This is a genomic window from Massilia sp. 2TAF26, from assembly GCF_052115005.1.
Lineage (GTDB): Bacteria > Pseudomonadota > Gammaproteobacteria > Burkholderiales > Burkholderiaceae_D > Telluria.
Map to the genome: position 1 here is coordinate 1 of NZ_JBFRFV010000052.1, position 14,225 is coordinate 14,225.

Annotated in this window: 14 protein-coding genes and 1 riboswitch; all 14 genes read right to left on the reverse strand. The window is 68.3% G+C overall.

What is annotated here, in order from left to right; genetic code table 11:
• Window positions 1-267: 267 nt before the first annotated feature.
• The 14 genes from AB4Z32_RS26980 to cobT all read right to left on the reverse strand — a co-directional run bounded on the left by AB4Z32_RS26980 (window position 268) and on the right by cobT (window position 13,863).
• Entirely contained in the window at window positions 268-666 is a 399-nt protein-coding gene (locus AB4Z32_RS26980; protein WP_442124902.1) for a DUF2061 domain-containing protein, read from the reverse strand.
• Window positions 667-739: 73 nt separating this feature from the next.
• Window positions 740-2,200: a cobyric acid synthase gene (locus AB4Z32_RS26985; protein WP_442124903.1), complete on the reverse strand. Its 1,461-nt coding sequence runs from the start codon at window positions 2,198-2,200 to the stop codon at window positions 740-742.
• Complete coding sequence (locus AB4Z32_RS26990; protein WP_442124904.1) at window positions 2,197-3,075, reverse strand: cobalamin-binding protein; 879 nt, start codon at window positions 3,073-3,075, stop codon at window positions 2,197-2,199. The genes AB4Z32_RS26985 and AB4Z32_RS26990 overlap by 4 nt, the downstream gene beginning before the upstream one ends.
• Complete coding sequence (gene cobD / locus AB4Z32_RS26995) at window positions 3,072-4,052, reverse strand: threonine-phosphate decarboxylase CobD (protein ID WP_442124905.1); 981 nt, start codon at window positions 4,050-4,052, stop codon at window positions 3,072-3,074. The genes AB4Z32_RS26990 and cobD overlap by 4 nt, the downstream gene beginning before the upstream one ends.
• The gene (cbiB, locus tag AB4Z32_RS27000; protein WP_442124906.1) at window positions 4,045-5,004 is read right to left on the reverse strand and encodes an adenosylcobinamide-phosphate synthase CbiB; all 960 of its coding nucleotides are present in this window, start codon (window positions 5,002-5,004) and stop codon (window positions 4,045-4,047) included. The genes cobD and cbiB overlap by 8 nt, the downstream gene beginning before the upstream one ends.
• A complete protein-coding gene (gene cobU, locus AB4Z32_RS27005; protein WP_442124907.1) occupies window positions 4,998-5,558 on the reverse strand; it encodes a bifunctional adenosylcobinamide kinase/adenosylcobinamide-phosphate guanylyltransferase in 561 nt (186 codons plus the stop codon). The genes cbiB and cobU overlap by 7 nt, the downstream gene beginning before the upstream one ends.
• The gene (locus tag AB4Z32_RS27010) at window positions 5,555-6,856 is read right to left on the reverse strand and encodes a cobyrinate a,c-diamide synthase (RefSeq protein ID WP_442124908.1); all 1,302 of its coding nucleotides are present in this window, start codon (window positions 6,854-6,856) and stop codon (window positions 5,555-5,557) included. Before AB4Z32_RS27010 ends, cobU begins: the two co-directional genes overlap by 4 nt.
• Window positions 6,856-7,494: a cob(I)yrinic acid a,c-diamide adenosyltransferase gene (gene cobO, locus AB4Z32_RS27015; RefSeq protein ID WP_442124909.1), complete on the reverse strand. Its 639-nt coding sequence runs from the start codon at window positions 7,492-7,494 to the stop codon at window positions 6,856-6,858. Before cobO ends, AB4Z32_RS27010 begins: the two co-directional genes overlap by 1 nt.
• The gene (locus tag AB4Z32_RS27020; protein WP_442124910.1) at window positions 7,475-8,263 is read right to left on the reverse strand and encodes an ABC transporter ATP-binding protein; all 789 of its coding nucleotides are present in this window, start codon (window positions 8,261-8,263) and stop codon (window positions 7,475-7,477) included. Before AB4Z32_RS27020 ends, cobO begins: the two co-directional genes overlap by 20 nt.
• Window position 8,264: 1 nt before the next feature.
• Window positions 8,265-9,290 (reverse strand): FecCD family ABC transporter permease, encoded by a 1,026-nt coding sequence (locus AB4Z32_RS27025; RefSeq protein ID WP_442124911.1) that lies wholly within the window; start codon window positions 9,288-9,290, stop codon window positions 8,265-8,267.
• 18 nt (window positions 9,291-9,308) lie between these two features.
• Complete coding sequence (locus AB4Z32_RS27030) at window positions 9,309-11,159, reverse strand: TonB-dependent receptor plug domain-containing protein (RefSeq protein WP_442124912.1); 1,851 nt, start codon at window positions 11,157-11,159, stop codon at window positions 9,309-9,311.
• A 72-nt stretch (window positions 11,160-11,231) separates the two neighbouring features.
• A riboswitch (cobalamin riboswitch) is annotated at window positions 11,232-11,462 on the reverse strand.
• A gap of 21 nt (window positions 11,463-11,483) precedes the next feature.
• Window positions 11,484-12,029, reverse strand: coding sequence for a histidine phosphatase family protein (locus AB4Z32_RS27035; RefSeq protein ID WP_442124913.1), 546 nt, complete (start codon window positions 12,027-12,029; stop codon window positions 11,484-11,486).
• 3 nt (window positions 12,030-12,032) lie between these two features.
• Window positions 12,033-12,812, reverse strand: a complete 780-nt coding sequence (locus AB4Z32_RS27040; protein WP_442124914.1) for an adenosylcobinamide-GDP ribazoletransferase — start codon at window positions 12,810-12,812, stop codon at window positions 12,033-12,035.
• 10 nt (window positions 12,813-12,822) lie between these two features.
• On the reverse strand, window positions 12,823-13,863 hold the full coding sequence (cobT, locus tag AB4Z32_RS27045; protein WP_442124915.1) for a nicotinate-nucleotide--dimethylbenzimidazole phosphoribosyltransferase: 1,041 nt from the start codon (window positions 13,861-13,863) through the stop codon (window positions 12,823-12,825).
• Between the last annotated feature and the right edge of the window lie 362 nt (window positions 13,864-14,225).

Here is a 14,225-nt window from a genome sequence, read left to right on the forward strand (position 1 = left end):
TCGGTAGTACCACCCCTTCCCATCCCGAACAGGACCGTGAAACGACTTTGCGCCGATGATAGTGCTGCAACCAGTGTGAAAGTAGGTTATCGTCAGGCTAATTATTCGCAGAAGCCCGCTCAGTCAAACTGAGCGGGCTTTTTGCTTTTCTGGCGCGCCTGAAACCGCTTTCAATCGCGCCCCAATTCAAGCGCAAACGCAGCCGCGAGCCGGGCAAATTTCAGCGCATGCAGTGCTTGTCCACCCGAGTTCGCTTGACGCCGACGATTAGGCCGCCCGCAGGCTGCGGCCGAACGGCAGCCTGTCCCACATGCGGTCGTGCAGCGGCATCAGGATCACATTGCAAACCGGTTCCAGCACCGCCGCCAGACCGCCGAGCGCGGTCGACCCGGTTGCGTAATACAGCACCCCGAAGGCGACACCCATGTGCATGACGCCCAGGCTGAACTTCTCGGCCGTGAGCAGCAGGTAGCGCCGCTGACCGCCGACGCCACGCAGGCAGCGATGCCAGGCTTTTTCATGGAAGGGCACCAGTAGAACGTTCAGCAGCGGTTCGATCAGCACGGCGAGTCCGCCCAGGGCCATCGAACCCGTTACCGCATAGGCGATCGCGAAACCGATCGCCAGGTGGGTAATGACTTGACTGCCTTTGCGTGCCACTGCCATGGGAAACTCCTGTCGTTCTCTACCGTGCAGGGAATGATAGCGATTCTCATTTAATCAGTAAAATCGATATATTTTAGCGATATGATAGAAGGAGTCTATCAAGCAAGGGGGCAGCCGCATCCGCGATCCGGTCCAGGCTGGCTTCGCGCAGGGCTGCGGCGTCGACGGCGTGTTCGCTGTGCAGTCCGGCCCAGCGCAGCAGGGTGGCGCAGGCGGCGGGATGGTCGAACATCCCGTGCAGATAGCTGCCCATGACCTGGCCGTCGTTCGAACATGCGCCTTCGCCGCGGCCGTCGATTTCGAAGGCCGGCCGCGCCAGTGCGGCGCCGCTCGACACGCCCATGTGGATTTCGTAGCCTTCCACCGCGGCGCCCGCTGCCGCCGGATCGAAGACGCAGCGGCCGCTCACCCTGGCCAGGCGTTTGTCGCGCGTGAGCACGGTGCCCACGTCGAGCAGGCCGAGCGCGTCGGATCGGCCCGCCGTGCCTTCGACGCCGTCCGGATCGTCGACGCTGCGCCCCAGCATCTGGAAGCCGCCGCAAATGCCGATCACCTTGCCGCCATAGCGCAGGTGACGCTGGATGGCTTGCTGCCAGCCCTGCCGCTGCAGCCAGGCGAGGTCGGCGCGCGTGTTCTTGCTGCCGGGGAGGACGATCAGGTCGGCGCCCGGAATCGCCTGGCCCTCGCGCACGAAGCGCAGGTCGACGTCGGGGTGGGCGCGCAGCGGATCGAAGTCGGTGTGGTTGCTCATCCGCGGCGTACTCGGTACCACCACGCGGAATTTACCTTCGCGCCGGGTCACGCCCTGGACCGCGTCTTCCGCATCCAGGTAGAGCCCGTGCAGATAGGGCAGGACCGCCAGCACCGGCTTGCCGGTCTGCTGCTCGAGCCATTCGAGGCCCGGCTCGAGCAGCGCGATGTCGCCGCGGAAGCGGTTGATCACGAAGCCGGCGATGCGATTGCGCTCGCTCTCGGACAGGCAAGCCAGGGTGCCGACGATGTGGGCGAACACGCCGCCGCGGTCGATGTCGGCCACCAGCACCACCGGGCAGTCGACGACTTCGGCAAAGCCCATGTTGGCGATGTCGCGGTCGCGCAGGTTGATCTCGGCCGGGCTGCCGGCGCCCTCGACGATGATGCTTTCGTACTGGGACAGCAGCCTCGCATGCGATTCCAGCACCGCCCCCATCGCCACCGTCTTGTACTGGTGGTAGTCGCGCGCGTTCATCTCGGCACGCACGCGGCCGTGGATGATGACCTGGGCGCCGATGTCGCTGGAGGGCTTCAGCAGCACCGGATTGAAATCCGTGTGCGGCTCGACGCCGGCGGCGATCGCCTGCAGGGCCTGGGCGCGTCCGATCTCGCCGCCGTCTTTCGTGACTGCGCTGTTGAGCGCCATGTTCTGCGGCTTGAACGGCGCCACCTTCACGCCGGATCGTTTCAAGAGCCGGCACAGGGCGGCCACCACGGTGCTCTTGCCGGCATCGGAGGTCGTCCCCTGGATCATCAGGGTCCGGTAGGGAAAGGGCTTCATTTGGTCCGGTGCTGGCGCGCGAGTTCGAGCTTCTCGCACAGCATCGCGGCCCCTGGAATCATGCGCGGGCCGGAGCGGTTCAGCAGGTTGCCGTCGATGGTGAACAGGTTATCGTTGCGTACCGCCAGCAGGGTGCCATAAGGCTTCCACATGTTCACGCCGCCGTAGTTCTTTTCGGCCGTGGCGAAGATCGCTTCCGGATTCTCCTGCAGGACGCCTTCCACGCTGACCACCGGCGCCGTCACCGGGAGCTTGGCGAAGATGTTTTCGCCGCCGCACAGGCGCAGCGCATCGCTGACGATGTGCTTGCCGCTGAGGGTGTAGAGCGGCTTGTCCCAGACCTGGTAGAAGGTCCGCACCGTCGGGCGGCTGGCATAGCGGCTGCGCAGGCTGGCCAGCTGCTGGCGCAGCTCGGCGGCGGCCGGGTTGGCCACTTTCTCGGTGCCCATCAGCTGGCCGAGCCTGGCCAGGCTTTCCGGAATGTCCTCGAGCTTGATTGGTTCGCTGTGGTAGAGCGGCACGCCGAGCTTGCGCACCATATCGATCTGGCGCTCGGAGCTGCCGTGGCGCCAGACCACGATCAGGTCGGGCTTGAGCGCCATGATGCGTTCCAGGTCGACCTCGCGGTTGGAGCCGATCTGCGGGATCTTCTTCGCTTCTTCCGGGAAGTCGCTGTAAGAGACCACCCCGACCACATGGCTGCCGCCGCCGGCCGCGAACAGCAGTTCGGTGACGTGCGGGGCCAGCGAGATCACGCGCTGGGCCGGCTTCTGCAGGGTGACGGTATTGCCGTCGTCGTCCTTGACGGTGACGGCGGCCTGGACCTGGCCAGCCGCCAGGGCGGCCAGCAAGATCAGTGCTTTCGAAGTGTTCATCGGTGCTTCCATTCTTGAAGTGCGTGTTCGATACGGTGCCAGTCCGGTTCCCGGGCCGGCAGGCCGAGGCGGATGCCGCGCGCCGCCTGGCGGAACAGGCGCACCCAGATCGCGTGGCGCGCCATATGTTCATGAAATTCCTCGGGGCGTCGTTCCGCCCACCAGTGAAACAGCGGCGTGCCGGACGCCTTGATGCCGTAGGCCGCGAGCAGTCCGCGCAGCCGGGCGCCATCGCGCGCCAGGCGCTCCTGCGTCGCCTGCCGCCACGCCGCGTCGCCCAGCGCCGCCAGCGCAACCTGCTGGGCAGGGCCGCTGACCGTCCAGGGCCCGAGCAGGTCCGCCAGCGCCGCCAGCAGCGGCGCCTCGGCCGCCACGAAACCCAGCCGCAGTCCGGCCAGGCCGAAGAACTTGCCGACCGAGCGCAGCACCACCAGTCCCGGTCGGCCGGCATGCGCGGCCACGCTCAGTGCCGGCGCCGTGTCGCCGAAGGCTTCGTCGACCACCAGCCAGCCGCCGCGCGCGCCCAGCTCCGCGGCCCAGCGCAGCAGCGTGTCCGGCGGGACCACATCGCCGGTCGGATTGTTCGGGTTGCAGACCACGACCACGTCGCTGTTGCCCACCGCGGCGTCGAGCATCGGGTAGCCGGTCAGGCGCAAGGTGTGGCCGTGCTGTGCCCAGTGATGGGCATGCTCCGCATACGAGGGCGCGGCCACCGTCACCCGCGACGGCGGGCGCAGGCGCGGCACGGCCTGGATCGCGGCCTGGGTGCCGGCCACCGGCAGCAGCGTATGGGTGCCGTACCAGGCGCAGGCGGCATCGACGAGCGCCGGATCCGGTTCCGGCAGGCGCTGCCAGGCGTCGGGCGGCAACGCCGGCGCCGGATAGCCGGCCGGGTTGATGCCGGTGGAAAGGTCGATCCAGTCCTCGCCACCATAGCGCCGCCGGGCTTCGCGCAGATTGCCGCCGTGTTCAAGCATGGGGCGCTCCGATCTGGTAGAGGACGGCGCCGAGGCCGAGTGCGGCGACGGTCCACAGCAGGGTGGTATGGAAGACCAGGCGCCAGGCGCGCCGAATATCGCCGGCGGCGGCGGCCGGGCCGCTGCCCAGCACCGGCCGCTGCTCGACCTGTCCGTCATAGACCGCGGCGCCGCCCAGGCTGATGCCGAGGGCACCGGCGCCGCTGGCCATCACCGGGCCCGCGTTCGGGCTGCTCCATGCGGGCGCCTGGGTGCGCCAGCAGCGCAGCGCGCGCAGGCGGCCGGCGGCGGGCGCCAGCAGCGCATACGACAGCGCGGTCAGGCGCGCCGGCACATAGTTCAGGGCGTCGTCGAGGCGCGCGGCCACGCGGCCGAACCGATTGAAACGCGTATTCCGGTAACCCCACATCGCGTCCAGTGTGTTCGCCAGGCGGAACAGCAGGGCGCCGGCGCCGCCACCGACCAGGAACCAGAACAGGGTGCCGAACACGGCGTCGTTGCCGTTTTCAAGCAGCGATTCGGCGCCGGCCTTGGCCAGCTCGGCTTCGCCCGCATCCGAGGTGTCGCGGCTGACGATGCGCGAGGTCAGCCAGCGTGCGCGCGCCAGGTCGCCGCTCGTCAGCGCCTCGTGGATCGGCAGCGTGTGGTCGCGCAGGCTGCGCAGGCCGAGGCAGAGGTAAAGCAGAATCGCGTGACAGGCCAGGCCGGCCGCGCCCTCGGCAGCGCACAGCCAGGCGGCAATGCAGCTAGGGGGCAGCACCGCCAGCGCCCAGCCCAGCGTTCCGCGGGCGATGCGCCGGCCGCCGTTGTTCATGCGCCGTTCCAGCCACTGCGCCAGGCGGCCGAAGCCGACCAGCGGATGCCAGCGCCGCGCTTCGCCCAGCAGCAGGTCGAGCGCGACCCCGGCCGCCAGCAGCAGTGCGAGCGTGAGCGGCGCCACTCCGCTCAGCACGGCGATCCCTTCAGGGCCAGCGGCAGGCCGGCGGCGACGAACAGCACGCGCTCGCAGCGCGCCGCCACTTCCTGGTTCAGGCGCCCGGCTTCGTCGACGAAGCTGCGCGACACCGCACCGACCGGCACGATGCCCATGCCGACTTCGTTCGAGACGAAGATGACTTCACCGGCGGGCGCTTCGTCCAGCCAGGCCAGCAGGTCGGAACGCTCCCAGGTGAACAGGGGCGGCAGCTCGACCTTGCCGACCTCCGGAAATTCCTGCTGCGTCGAAAACATCAGGTTGCTGAGCCACAGGGTCAGGCAGTCGACCAGCACGATGCGGTCCGGCGCGCACAGCCGGCGCAGGGCCCGGGCCAGCGCGGCCGGCTCCTCCACCGTCTGCCAGGCTTCGGGGCGGCGTTCGCGATGGTGGGCGATGCGCGCCGCCATCTCGGCGTCGCCGGCATGCGAGGTCGCCAGGTAGACCACTTCCTTGCCGGATTCGCGCGCCAGGCGCTCGGCCAGAGCGCTTTTGCCGGAACGGGCGCCGCCGAAGACGAGGGTGCGGCTCATGGTGTCTCCTGCGTGAACAGGCCGGCCGCCGCCAGGGGATTGGAGGCGAAAAAGCCGTGGAAGTAGGAAGCCGTCAGCGAACCGTGCCGGTACACCGCTTCGCCGCGCAGGCCCGATGGCTGCTTGACCGTGTACGCGACCGGTTCAAGGTCGGTGTCCATGGTCGAGTAATGGAAGGTGTGGCCGCGCAGCTCGCCGGCGGCGGTCGGCATTCCCTGCGACCCGAGCCCGGCCAGGCGCTGCTGCATGACGACCCGGCCGGGCAGCAGGGCCGGCATGGCCCAGCACTGGCCGTCCTTGTCGGTGATCGATTCCGCGACCGCCATCATGCCGCCGCACTCCGCCAGGATCGGCAGGCCGGCGGCGTGGATGGCGCGGATCGAGTCGCGCCAAGGCGCCGCCCGGGACAGGGCTTCCGTATGCAGCTCCGGATAACCACCGGGCAGCCAGACGGCGTCCGTCCCCGGCGGTACGGGCTCGCCGGCAAGCGGCGAGAAAAAGCGGAGTTGTGCGCCGAGGCTGCGCAGCACGTCCAGGTTGGCGGGATAGATGAAGCAGAAGGCGGCGTCGCGCGCGATCGCCACCGTCTTCCCGGCCAGCAGCGGCGGAATCGCTTGTTCCGGATCGGAGTGTTCCGGCAGGCGCGGCGTCAGCGCCTGCCAGGCCTCGGTGTCGAGGTGCAGCTGGTCGGCCAGCTCGTCGAGGATGGCGTCGATGTCGTCGACTTCGCCAGGCAGCACCAGGCCCAGGTGACGCTCGGGCAGGCGGCGCGCCTGTTTCGGCAAGGTCGCCAGCAGCGGAATGCCGCGCAGCGAAGCCGCCACCATCTGGCGGTGGCCTTCGCTGGCCACGCGGTTGGCGACCACGCCGGCCATCTGCACCGGACCGTAGTCGCGCAGGCCCTGCACCACGGCGCCGGCGGTCTGCGCCATGCTGGAAGCGTCGATCACGGCCAGCACCGGAATGTCGAAGGCGCGCGAGAGGTCGGCGGCCGACGGGTTGCCGTCGTACAGGCCCATCACGCCTTCGATCAGCACCACGTCGGCCTCGCGCGCGGCTGCCGCCAGGCGGCGCCGGCACTCCTGCAGGCCGACCATCCACAAATCGAGGGTGTGCACGGTCGCACCGCAGGCGCGCTCGAGCAGCATCGGGTCGATGAAATCGGGACCGCACTTGAAGACGCGTACGCGCTGGCCCTGGCGAACCAGGCCGCGCGCGAGGGCGGCGGTGACGGTGGTCTTGCCCTGGCCGGAAGCGGTGGCCGCCACCAGCAGCATGCGTGCGCCGGGATGATCCATCACCACTCCGTGCCGGCCTGCGCCGCGATGCCCGCCTTGAAGGCGTGCTTGACCACGTTCATCTCGGTGACGGTATCGGCCACTTCGATCAGTTCGGGCGGCGCCGCACGGCCGGTCACCACCACGTGCTGCATGGCGGGGCGGTCGAGCAGGTCGGCGATCACCGTGTGCACGTCCAGGTAGCGGTATTTGAGGGCGATGTTCAGCTCGTCCAGCACCACCAGGCCGACCTCCGGATCGGCCAGGAAGCGTTTCGCCTGCTGCCATGCTTCCTCGGCCTTGGCGATGTCGCGTTCGCGGTTCTGGGTTTCCCAGGTATAGCCTTCGCCCATCGCGTGGAAGCTGACTTCGTCGGGAAAGCGGCGGAGAAAACGTTCTTCGCCGGTCGACATCGCGCCCTTGATGAACTGGACCACGCCCACCTTCATGCCGTGGCCCAGCGCGCGCATCGCCATTCCGAAGGCGCTCGAGCTCTTGCCCTTGCCGTTGCCGGTATTGACGATGATGATGCCGATCTTCTTGTCGGCGGCCGCGATCTTGGCGTCGATGACGGCCTTCTTGCGCTCCATGCGCTGGCGGTGGCGCTCGTTCAGCGCCGTAGTAGCGGAAGCAGTGTCTTCAGGGGTCATGTCGTTCATGGTGGTCTTCGAAAGGAATGAAGATGCGGCGGCCGCCGTGTTCGATCATCTCGATCGGGTGGCCGAGGTAGTCGCCCAGCAGGGCCGGCTGCATCACCTGCGCGACCGGTCCGGCCAGCCAGCCGCCGTCGCCGCGCAGCAGCAGGGCGTGGGTGGAGATGCCGTAGGCCAGGTTGAGGTCGTGGCCGATCATGACGACCGTCTTGCGCTCGCGCCGGCACAGCCGCGCGAGCAGGCCGGTCACGCTCACCTGGTGGGCCAGGTCGAGCGCATTGGCCGGCTCGTCCAGCAGTAGCAGGGGCGTGTCCTGGGCCAGCAGGGCGGCGATCGCGACGCGCTGGCGCTCGCCGCCGGACAGGGTGCGCACGTCGCGCCGGGCCAGGTGCTCGACTTCCATCGCCGCCAGGGCCCGCAGGGCGGCCTGATGGTCGTCGCTGCCTTCCCAGTAGCGGTTCGCATGGTAGGGGTGGCGCGCCGACAGCACGGTGTCGATCGCGCTGTAGGCGAAGGCGTCGGTGCGCGACTGCGCCAGGTAGGCGCGCTGGCGCGCCAGCTCTTCCAGCGGCCAGTCGTCCAGCATGCGGCCGTCGAGTCTTACCGTGCCCTGGTTCGCGCCGCGCAGCCCGGCCACGGTGCGCAGCAGGGTACTCTTGCCGGCGCCGTTGCGGCCGATGATGCTCCAGCATTCGCCGGCCTGCACGGCCCAGTCGAGGTCCCGCACCAGCGTGCGGTCGGCCACCTCCAGCGTGAGTCCTTCGGTAGTAATCATCTTATTTGCGCAGTTGGTGCAGTTGGTACAGGAAGACCGGCGCGCCGATCAGGGCCGTGATGGCGCCCACCGGCAGCTGGGTCGGGGCGATCACGGTGCGCGCCAGGGTGTCGCACAACACCAGGAAGCTGCCGCCCAGCAGCACGGCCGAGGGAATCAGCACCCGGTGGTCCGGGCCGAAGGCGAAGCGGCAGGCATGCGGCACGATCAGGCCGACGAAGCCGATCGAACCCGCGTTCGTCACCGCGCTGGCGGTCAGCACGCCGGAGACGAAGAACAGGCCCTTACGCAGCCGGCCGACTTCGATGCCGAGCGTGCGCGCGGTATCGGCATGCAGGGCCAGCACGTTCATCGCGCGCGCATTGCGGAGGGCAAAAGCGAGGCCGCCGGCCAGCACGACCCAGGGCAGCACGCGCAGCGGCGTGCCGGCCAGGTCGCCGATCATCCAGAACACCATGTTGCGCAGGGCGCCTTCGGGCGCGATCGACAGCATCAGCGTCACCAGGGCCATGCACGCCGACATCAGGATGACGCCGGTCAGCAGCAGGGTCGAGGTGCCGCCTTCGGCCGCCACGCCGCCGCGCATGTCGCGGCGCGCCAATATATACAGCAACATCGACACCGCCACCGCACCGAGCAGGGCGGCACCGTCGACCACCACCGCCGCGCACATCATCAGGAGCGCGAACAGGGCGCCGACCGAGGCCCCGGCCGAGATCCCCAGTACATAAGGATCGGCCAGCGGGTTGCGCAGCAGGGCCTGCATCATGATGCCCGCCAGCGCCAGCGCGCCGCCGGTGACGAAGGCCGTCAGCGCACGGCCGGCGCGCAGCGCCAGCAGCGAAGCCGCCAGCGTGTCCTGGCGGCCGTGAAGCACCTGGTTCACCGCGTCCGGCAGTTCCGCCAGCCCGACCGTGACCGAACCCGTGGTGCCGGAGAACAGCAGGCAGGCAAGGGCGGCAAGCAGGAGCGAGCCGACGATCATGGTGGTGCGCCGGCGCGCGGCGGAATGATGGAGTGGATGCATGCTGGCTTGATGAGTGAATTAACGGATCCCGTAGCGCAGCGCGGCGAACCAGCTGCGTCCGGCCGTGCCGTAGTTGCGCGCCAGGTCGTAGCGCTTGTCCGCCGCATTGTCGAGGCGCAGCAGCACCGACCAGTCGCGCGTGAACCGCCACGTAGTGTACAGGTTCAGCAGGCCGTAGCCACCCAGGCGATTGAGGTTGGCAGCGTCGTCGAAGCGGCGGCCGGAGGCCTGCAGCTCGGCGCCAAGGTCGAACTGGTCGAGCGCGTAGCCGGCCGTCAGGCTGGCGTGGCGGCGCGAACGGCGCGCCAGCTGCTTGCCGGTGGTTTCGTCGCGCGGATCCTGGAGGTCGACGCTGGCGCGCAGGTCGAGGCTGTGCAGGCGAGTCTCGGCCGACATCGTCAGGCCTTCGAGCAGGGCGTGGTTGACATTGTAGGCGCAGCTGCCGGTGCGGCTCGGGCAGGGGTTGACCGTCACGATCATGTCGGTCAGGCGGTTGCGGTAGTAGTTCGCCTGCAGCTCGGCGCCGGCAACCTGCCAGCGCAGGCCCACTTCCGCATTGCGGCCCTGTTCCGGCTTGTTGGTCGGCAGGCCGTAACCCGGGTAGTACAGCTCGTTGTAGGTCGGCGCGCGGAAGCTGGTGCCGACGCTGGCGGTGGCGCGCAAGTCCTTGCTGAACTCGTAGCCATAGCCGGCCGCGCCGGTGGTCTTGCCGCCGTAGACGGAATGGTCGTTGCGCAGGCTGAGATCGAGCAGGTGGCTGCCGTGGTGCATATCGTAGGCGGCGGCGACCGAGTTGGTGATGCGCGAACGGTTCAGGGCCGTACTGGAGCTGGACAGCACCTCTTCCTTGCGGTGGCCGAACAGGACCTGCAGGGTATCGCCGTCGAGGTCGAAGGTATTCTGCCAGGTGTATTCGTCCTGGCGCGTGTCGATCTGGCTGGCGCCGCTGGCGGCCGCGCTGGTGAAGCTGCCCAGCCTGTCGTTCGAGCGGGCGGCCTGCAGGCTGCTGCGCCAGTTCGGCAGGATGCGGTCGTTCAGGAACACGGCATAGCTGTCGATGTCCTGCTCGCTGTGGGTGTCGTAGCTGGAGGCGCCGCTGTCGTACTGCGCGCGCAGGCGGCTCTTCAGGAATTGCGCGCCCACTTCATGCCCCGGCGCGAGCTGCACGGCCAGGCGGCCGTTCACGCTGTTGCGGGTGTAGCCGTCGTCGTCCTTGTTGTAGCTCGACGAGCCGGGGCGGGTGCTCGAAAAGCCGTCCGAATCCTCGCGCGCGCTGCTCAGGGCGTAGCTGACGCTGTGGTCTCCGCCGGTGGAGCCGTGCACGCTGGCGTCGACCTGGCTGGTGCCGTAGGTGCCGCCGCCGGCGCTGGCGCTGAAGGCGGGCGTGCCCGCGCTCTTCTTCGTGAAGATCTGCACCACGCCGCCGATCGCGTCGGCACCGTACAGGGAGCTGAGCGGGCCGTAGACGATCTCGATGTGGTCGATGGAGGACAGCGGGATCGCATTCCAGCTGGCGGCGCCGGTGGTCGAGGAGCCGATGCGCACGCCGTCGATCAGGACCACGACCTGGTTGCTGTTGGCGCCGCGCAGATAGACGCTGGTGCTGGCGCCCGGGCCGCCGTTGCGCACGATCTCGATGCCGCGCTGGCGGCGCAGCAGGTCGGCGACCGAACCGGCGCCGGCGCGGGCGACTTCGTCGCTGGAGATGACGGTGACGTCGGGTATCACCTCGTCGGCACGCTGGGGCGTGCGGGCGGCGGTGACGACGACGGTCTCGAGCGATGGATCGGCGAGGGCGGAAATCGAAGGTAGGGCAAGGGTGAGGGCGAGCAGGGGCGCGGCCGCCTGCCGTGAAACGGGAAAGCTCATGACGATGTTTTCTTTCGTGGACAACCGGCCGACGTCCCCGTAGGCCAGATTGAACAGAAGCGCCGGCAAGCCGGCCGCTTCCACCTTTTGGCCGGTATCCGGGCTGGCAAGTGTGGCCGTCTGACCTTCCCATGCTTGCGCACAGTGGTATGAGAAGACGGTTGCCGCATCAGCTTTCGCATCACGCGGCACTTGCTTACCGTTGCGGGGGCAGCACACGTCGGCTCGTTCGAAGAGCTTCGTGTTTCCCGTTTAACTGCGCCTGAGAACACAGGCGCGAGCACCAAAACGCCGACATTATACGGCGAATAGCCCGCCGTGTTGTCAAACTTCCAGCGTGACGACTTCGCCGTAAGCGATGCGGTGCGGCTTGCGGGCGGCGTTCAATGCGGCTTCGTCGAGGCTCCCGGCGCCTTGCATGGCGCTCAGGAGACGGATGGTGCCGGCATGGCAGACCAGCAGCGCTTCGGCATCGCCGGCCTGGCGCAGGTCGTCGCTGAAGGCGGCCACGCGGCGGGCGACATCGAGAACGCATTCGGCGCCGCCGGGGCGGTAGAGGAGCAGGTCGGCGGCCCAGGCATCGACTTCTTCGCGCGGGATCGCGTCCCAGGGCTGCAGCTCCCAGCGGCCGAAATCCATTTCGGCCAGGCGCGCATCGAAGCGCAGGCTGTGCGGCTGCAAGCGCCGCGCCAGCTCGGCGCAGCGCCGCAGCGGACTGGCAATCACCGGCAGCTGCCCGGGCAGGCCGGCCATGCGCAGGCTGGCGTGCACGCGCGCGAGCTCGGCTTGCGTGACCGCGACGTCGCTGGCGCCGTAGCACAGGCCCTGGCCGACCTCCGGCTGCGGATGGCGGACCAGGTGCAGCTTCACGGCTCAGGTCCAGGCGCCATGGCCGAGGGTGGCCAGCACGCCCACATAGATCAGCGCTTCGGCCAGTTGCTGCACTGCGCCCAGGCAGTCGCCGGTATAGCCGCCGAGGCGGATGTGCAGCTTGCGGCCCAGCCACAAGGCGGCAAGCAGGGCCGCCAGCAAGGCCGCCAGCACGGCCGACGATGCGATCCAGCCGCTCGCCAGCAGGACCGGCACCGGCAGCAGGGCGGCGATCGTCGCGATCGCGAATTCTGTGCTGCTCATCTGCTGGGCCAGCGGCTTGGCCTTGCCTTCGCCGCGCACATAGTCCAGCTTCCAGATCAGCGAGGCGGCGGCCAGGCGCGACAGGGGGTGAGCCAGGAACAGGGCGCCGACCGCCACGCGCGGCGGCAGCATCGCCAGCGCCGTCAGCTTGACGGCCAACATGCAGACGATGCCGATCGCACCGTAGGCGCCGACCCGCGAATCCTTCATGATCTCGAGCACGCGCTCGCGCGTCATGCCGCCGCCCAGGCCGTCGCAGGTATCGGCGAAGCCGTCCTCATGGAAGGCGCCGGTCAGGTAGATCGAGGCAGCGGTCGACAGTACGGCCGCTACCGGCGCCGGCAGCACGAGGGCGGCGGCGAAGTAGACGCCGGCCGCTATGGCCGCGACCACGCAGCCGACCAGCGGGAAGTAGCGCGAGGCGTGCTGCAACCAGCTGGCTTCGAAGCCGACCCAGGATGGAATCGGCAGCCGCGTGAAGAACTGCAGCGCGATGAAGAAGAGGCGGACCTGCTGCATCTTGGTGTCTTTATTCGGTGGCGGATTTTTCGCTGACGCTGGCCGACGAGAAGGTCGCCATCTCGTTCAGGAAGTTGGCGGCCGCGTGCAGCAGCGGCAGCGCGAGCGCGGCGCCGGTACCTTCGCCCAGGCGCATCCCCAGCTGCAGCAGCGGACGGGCGCCCAGCTGCTCCAGCATGCGGCGGTGGCCGGCTTCGTCGGAGCAGTGCGCGAACACGCAGTAGTCGAGGATGGCGGGCGCCATGCGGCTGGCGGCGAGCAGGGCGGAGCTGACGATGAAGCCGTCGATCAGCAGGGTTTTGCGCATGGATGCCGCCTGCAGCATGGCGCCGGCCATCATCGCGATTTCGAAGCCGCCGAAAGTGGCCAGCACGCCGAGCGGATCGCTCACGCCGGCATGGCGCTCGACGGCCGCTTCGATCACATGCTGCTTGCGCAGCACGCCCTGCGAGGACAGGCCGGTGCCGGCGCCGACGCAATCCGCGACCGCTACGCCGGCCAGCTTGTGCATCAGCGCGGCGGCGGCGGTCGTGTTCCCGATGCCCATCTCGCCAAAGCCGACCACATTGCCCGGCAGCTCAGCCACCAGGGCCGCGCCATGTTCCATCGCCGTCGCACATTGTTCGGCCGTCATCGCGGGTTCGAGCGCGAAGTTGCGGGTGCCATGGGCGACTTTGCGGTCGAGGAGACCGGGGCGCGGGCCGAAGTCGTGATTCACACCCGCGTCGACGATATATAAGGCGGCGCCATTCTGGCGCGCGAACACATTGATGGCGGCGCCGTCGGCGAGGAAGTTCTCGACCATCTGCCAGGTCACGTCCTGCGGGTAGGCCGAGATGCCTTCGGCGACCACGCCGTGGTCACCCGCGAACACGATGACGGCCGGCCGGTCGACCGATACCGCGACGGTCTGCTGGATCAGGCCGAGCTGCTTTGCCAGACTTTCCAGTGCGCCGAGGCTGCCGAGCGGCTTGGTCTTGTTATTGATCGCATCGTCGAGCCGGCTGGCGAGTTCGGGATGTGCGGTAGTGGTAATGGAAGGCAGGCGCATGCGGGCGGGGGAGTGATAAAAGCGGCAAAGATAGCATACGGGCAAGCGTTGCAGACTGCAGGCGGCTTTGCTATAGTTCGCGTCCTGCTTCTGCAGCGCACGTCGAGATTCAACACCGAGTGCACACTGCAGAAAAGGATGAGTTGACGAACACTGCGAAACACTGCATAATCTCGCTTCTCTGCTGCTGACGAACAAAACGATTCGCCGGATGCAGCAAGGCAGTACCGAATACGATCTTTAACAATCAACAGTCGATAAGTGTGGGCGTTTGATGAAGTGCCAGCATCCTTCGGGGTGCTGAATGCTTAAATTATCAAATGTTCACAAAAAGTATAACGTTGCTCAGCAATGAGTAACGG

What these genes read in the sequence shown, in the direction of transcription:
- AB4Z32_RS26980 (WP_442124902.1), bottom strand. Translation starts at nt 666, where the DNA reads ATGGCAGTGGCACGCAAAGGCAGTCAAGTCATTACCCACCTGGCGATC.
- AB4Z32_RS26985 (WP_442124903.1), bottom strand. Translation starts at nt 2,200, where the DNA reads ATGAAGCCCTTTCCCTACCGGACCCTGATGATCCAGGGGACGACCTCC.
- AB4Z32_RS26990 (WP_442124904.1), bottom strand. Translation starts at nt 3,075, where the DNA reads ATGAACACTTCGAAAGCACTGATCTTGCTGGCCGCCCTGGCGGCTGGC.
- cobD (WP_442124905.1), bottom strand. Translation starts at nt 4,052, where the DNA reads ATGCTTGAACACGGCGGCAATCTGCGCGAAGCCCGGCGGCGCTATGGT.
- cobU (WP_442124907.1), bottom strand. Translation starts at nt 5,558, where the DNA reads ATGAGCCGCACCCTCGTCTTCGGCGGCGCCCGTTCCGGCAAAAGCGCT.
- AB4Z32_RS27010 (WP_442124908.1), bottom strand. Translation starts at nt 6,856, where the DNA reads ATGGATCATCCCGGCGCACGCATGCTGCTGGTGGCGGCCACCGCTTCC.
- cobO (WP_442124909.1), bottom strand. Translation starts at nt 7,494, where the DNA reads ATGAACGACATGACCCCTGAAGACACTGCTTCCGCTACTACGGCGCTG.
- AB4Z32_RS27020 (WP_442124910.1), bottom strand. Translation starts at nt 8,263, where the DNA reads ATGATTACTACCGAAGGACTCACGCTGGAGGTGGCCGACCGCACGCTG.
- AB4Z32_RS27025 (WP_442124911.1), bottom strand. Translation starts at nt 9,290, where the DNA reads ATGCATCCACTCCATCATTCCGCCGCGCGCCGGCGCACCACCATGATC.
- AB4Z32_RS27030 (WP_442124912.1), bottom strand. Translation starts at nt 11,159, where the DNA reads ATGAGCTTTCCCGTTTCACGGCAGGCGGCCGCGCCCCTGCTCGCCCTC.
- AB4Z32_RS27040 (WP_442124914.1), bottom strand. Translation starts at nt 12,812, where the DNA reads ATGCAGCAGGTCCGCCTCTTCTTCATCGCGCTGCAGTTCTTCACGCGG.
- cobT (WP_442124915.1), bottom strand. Translation starts at nt 13,863, where the DNA reads ATGCGCCTGCCTTCCATTACCACTACCGCACATCCCGAACTCGCCAGC.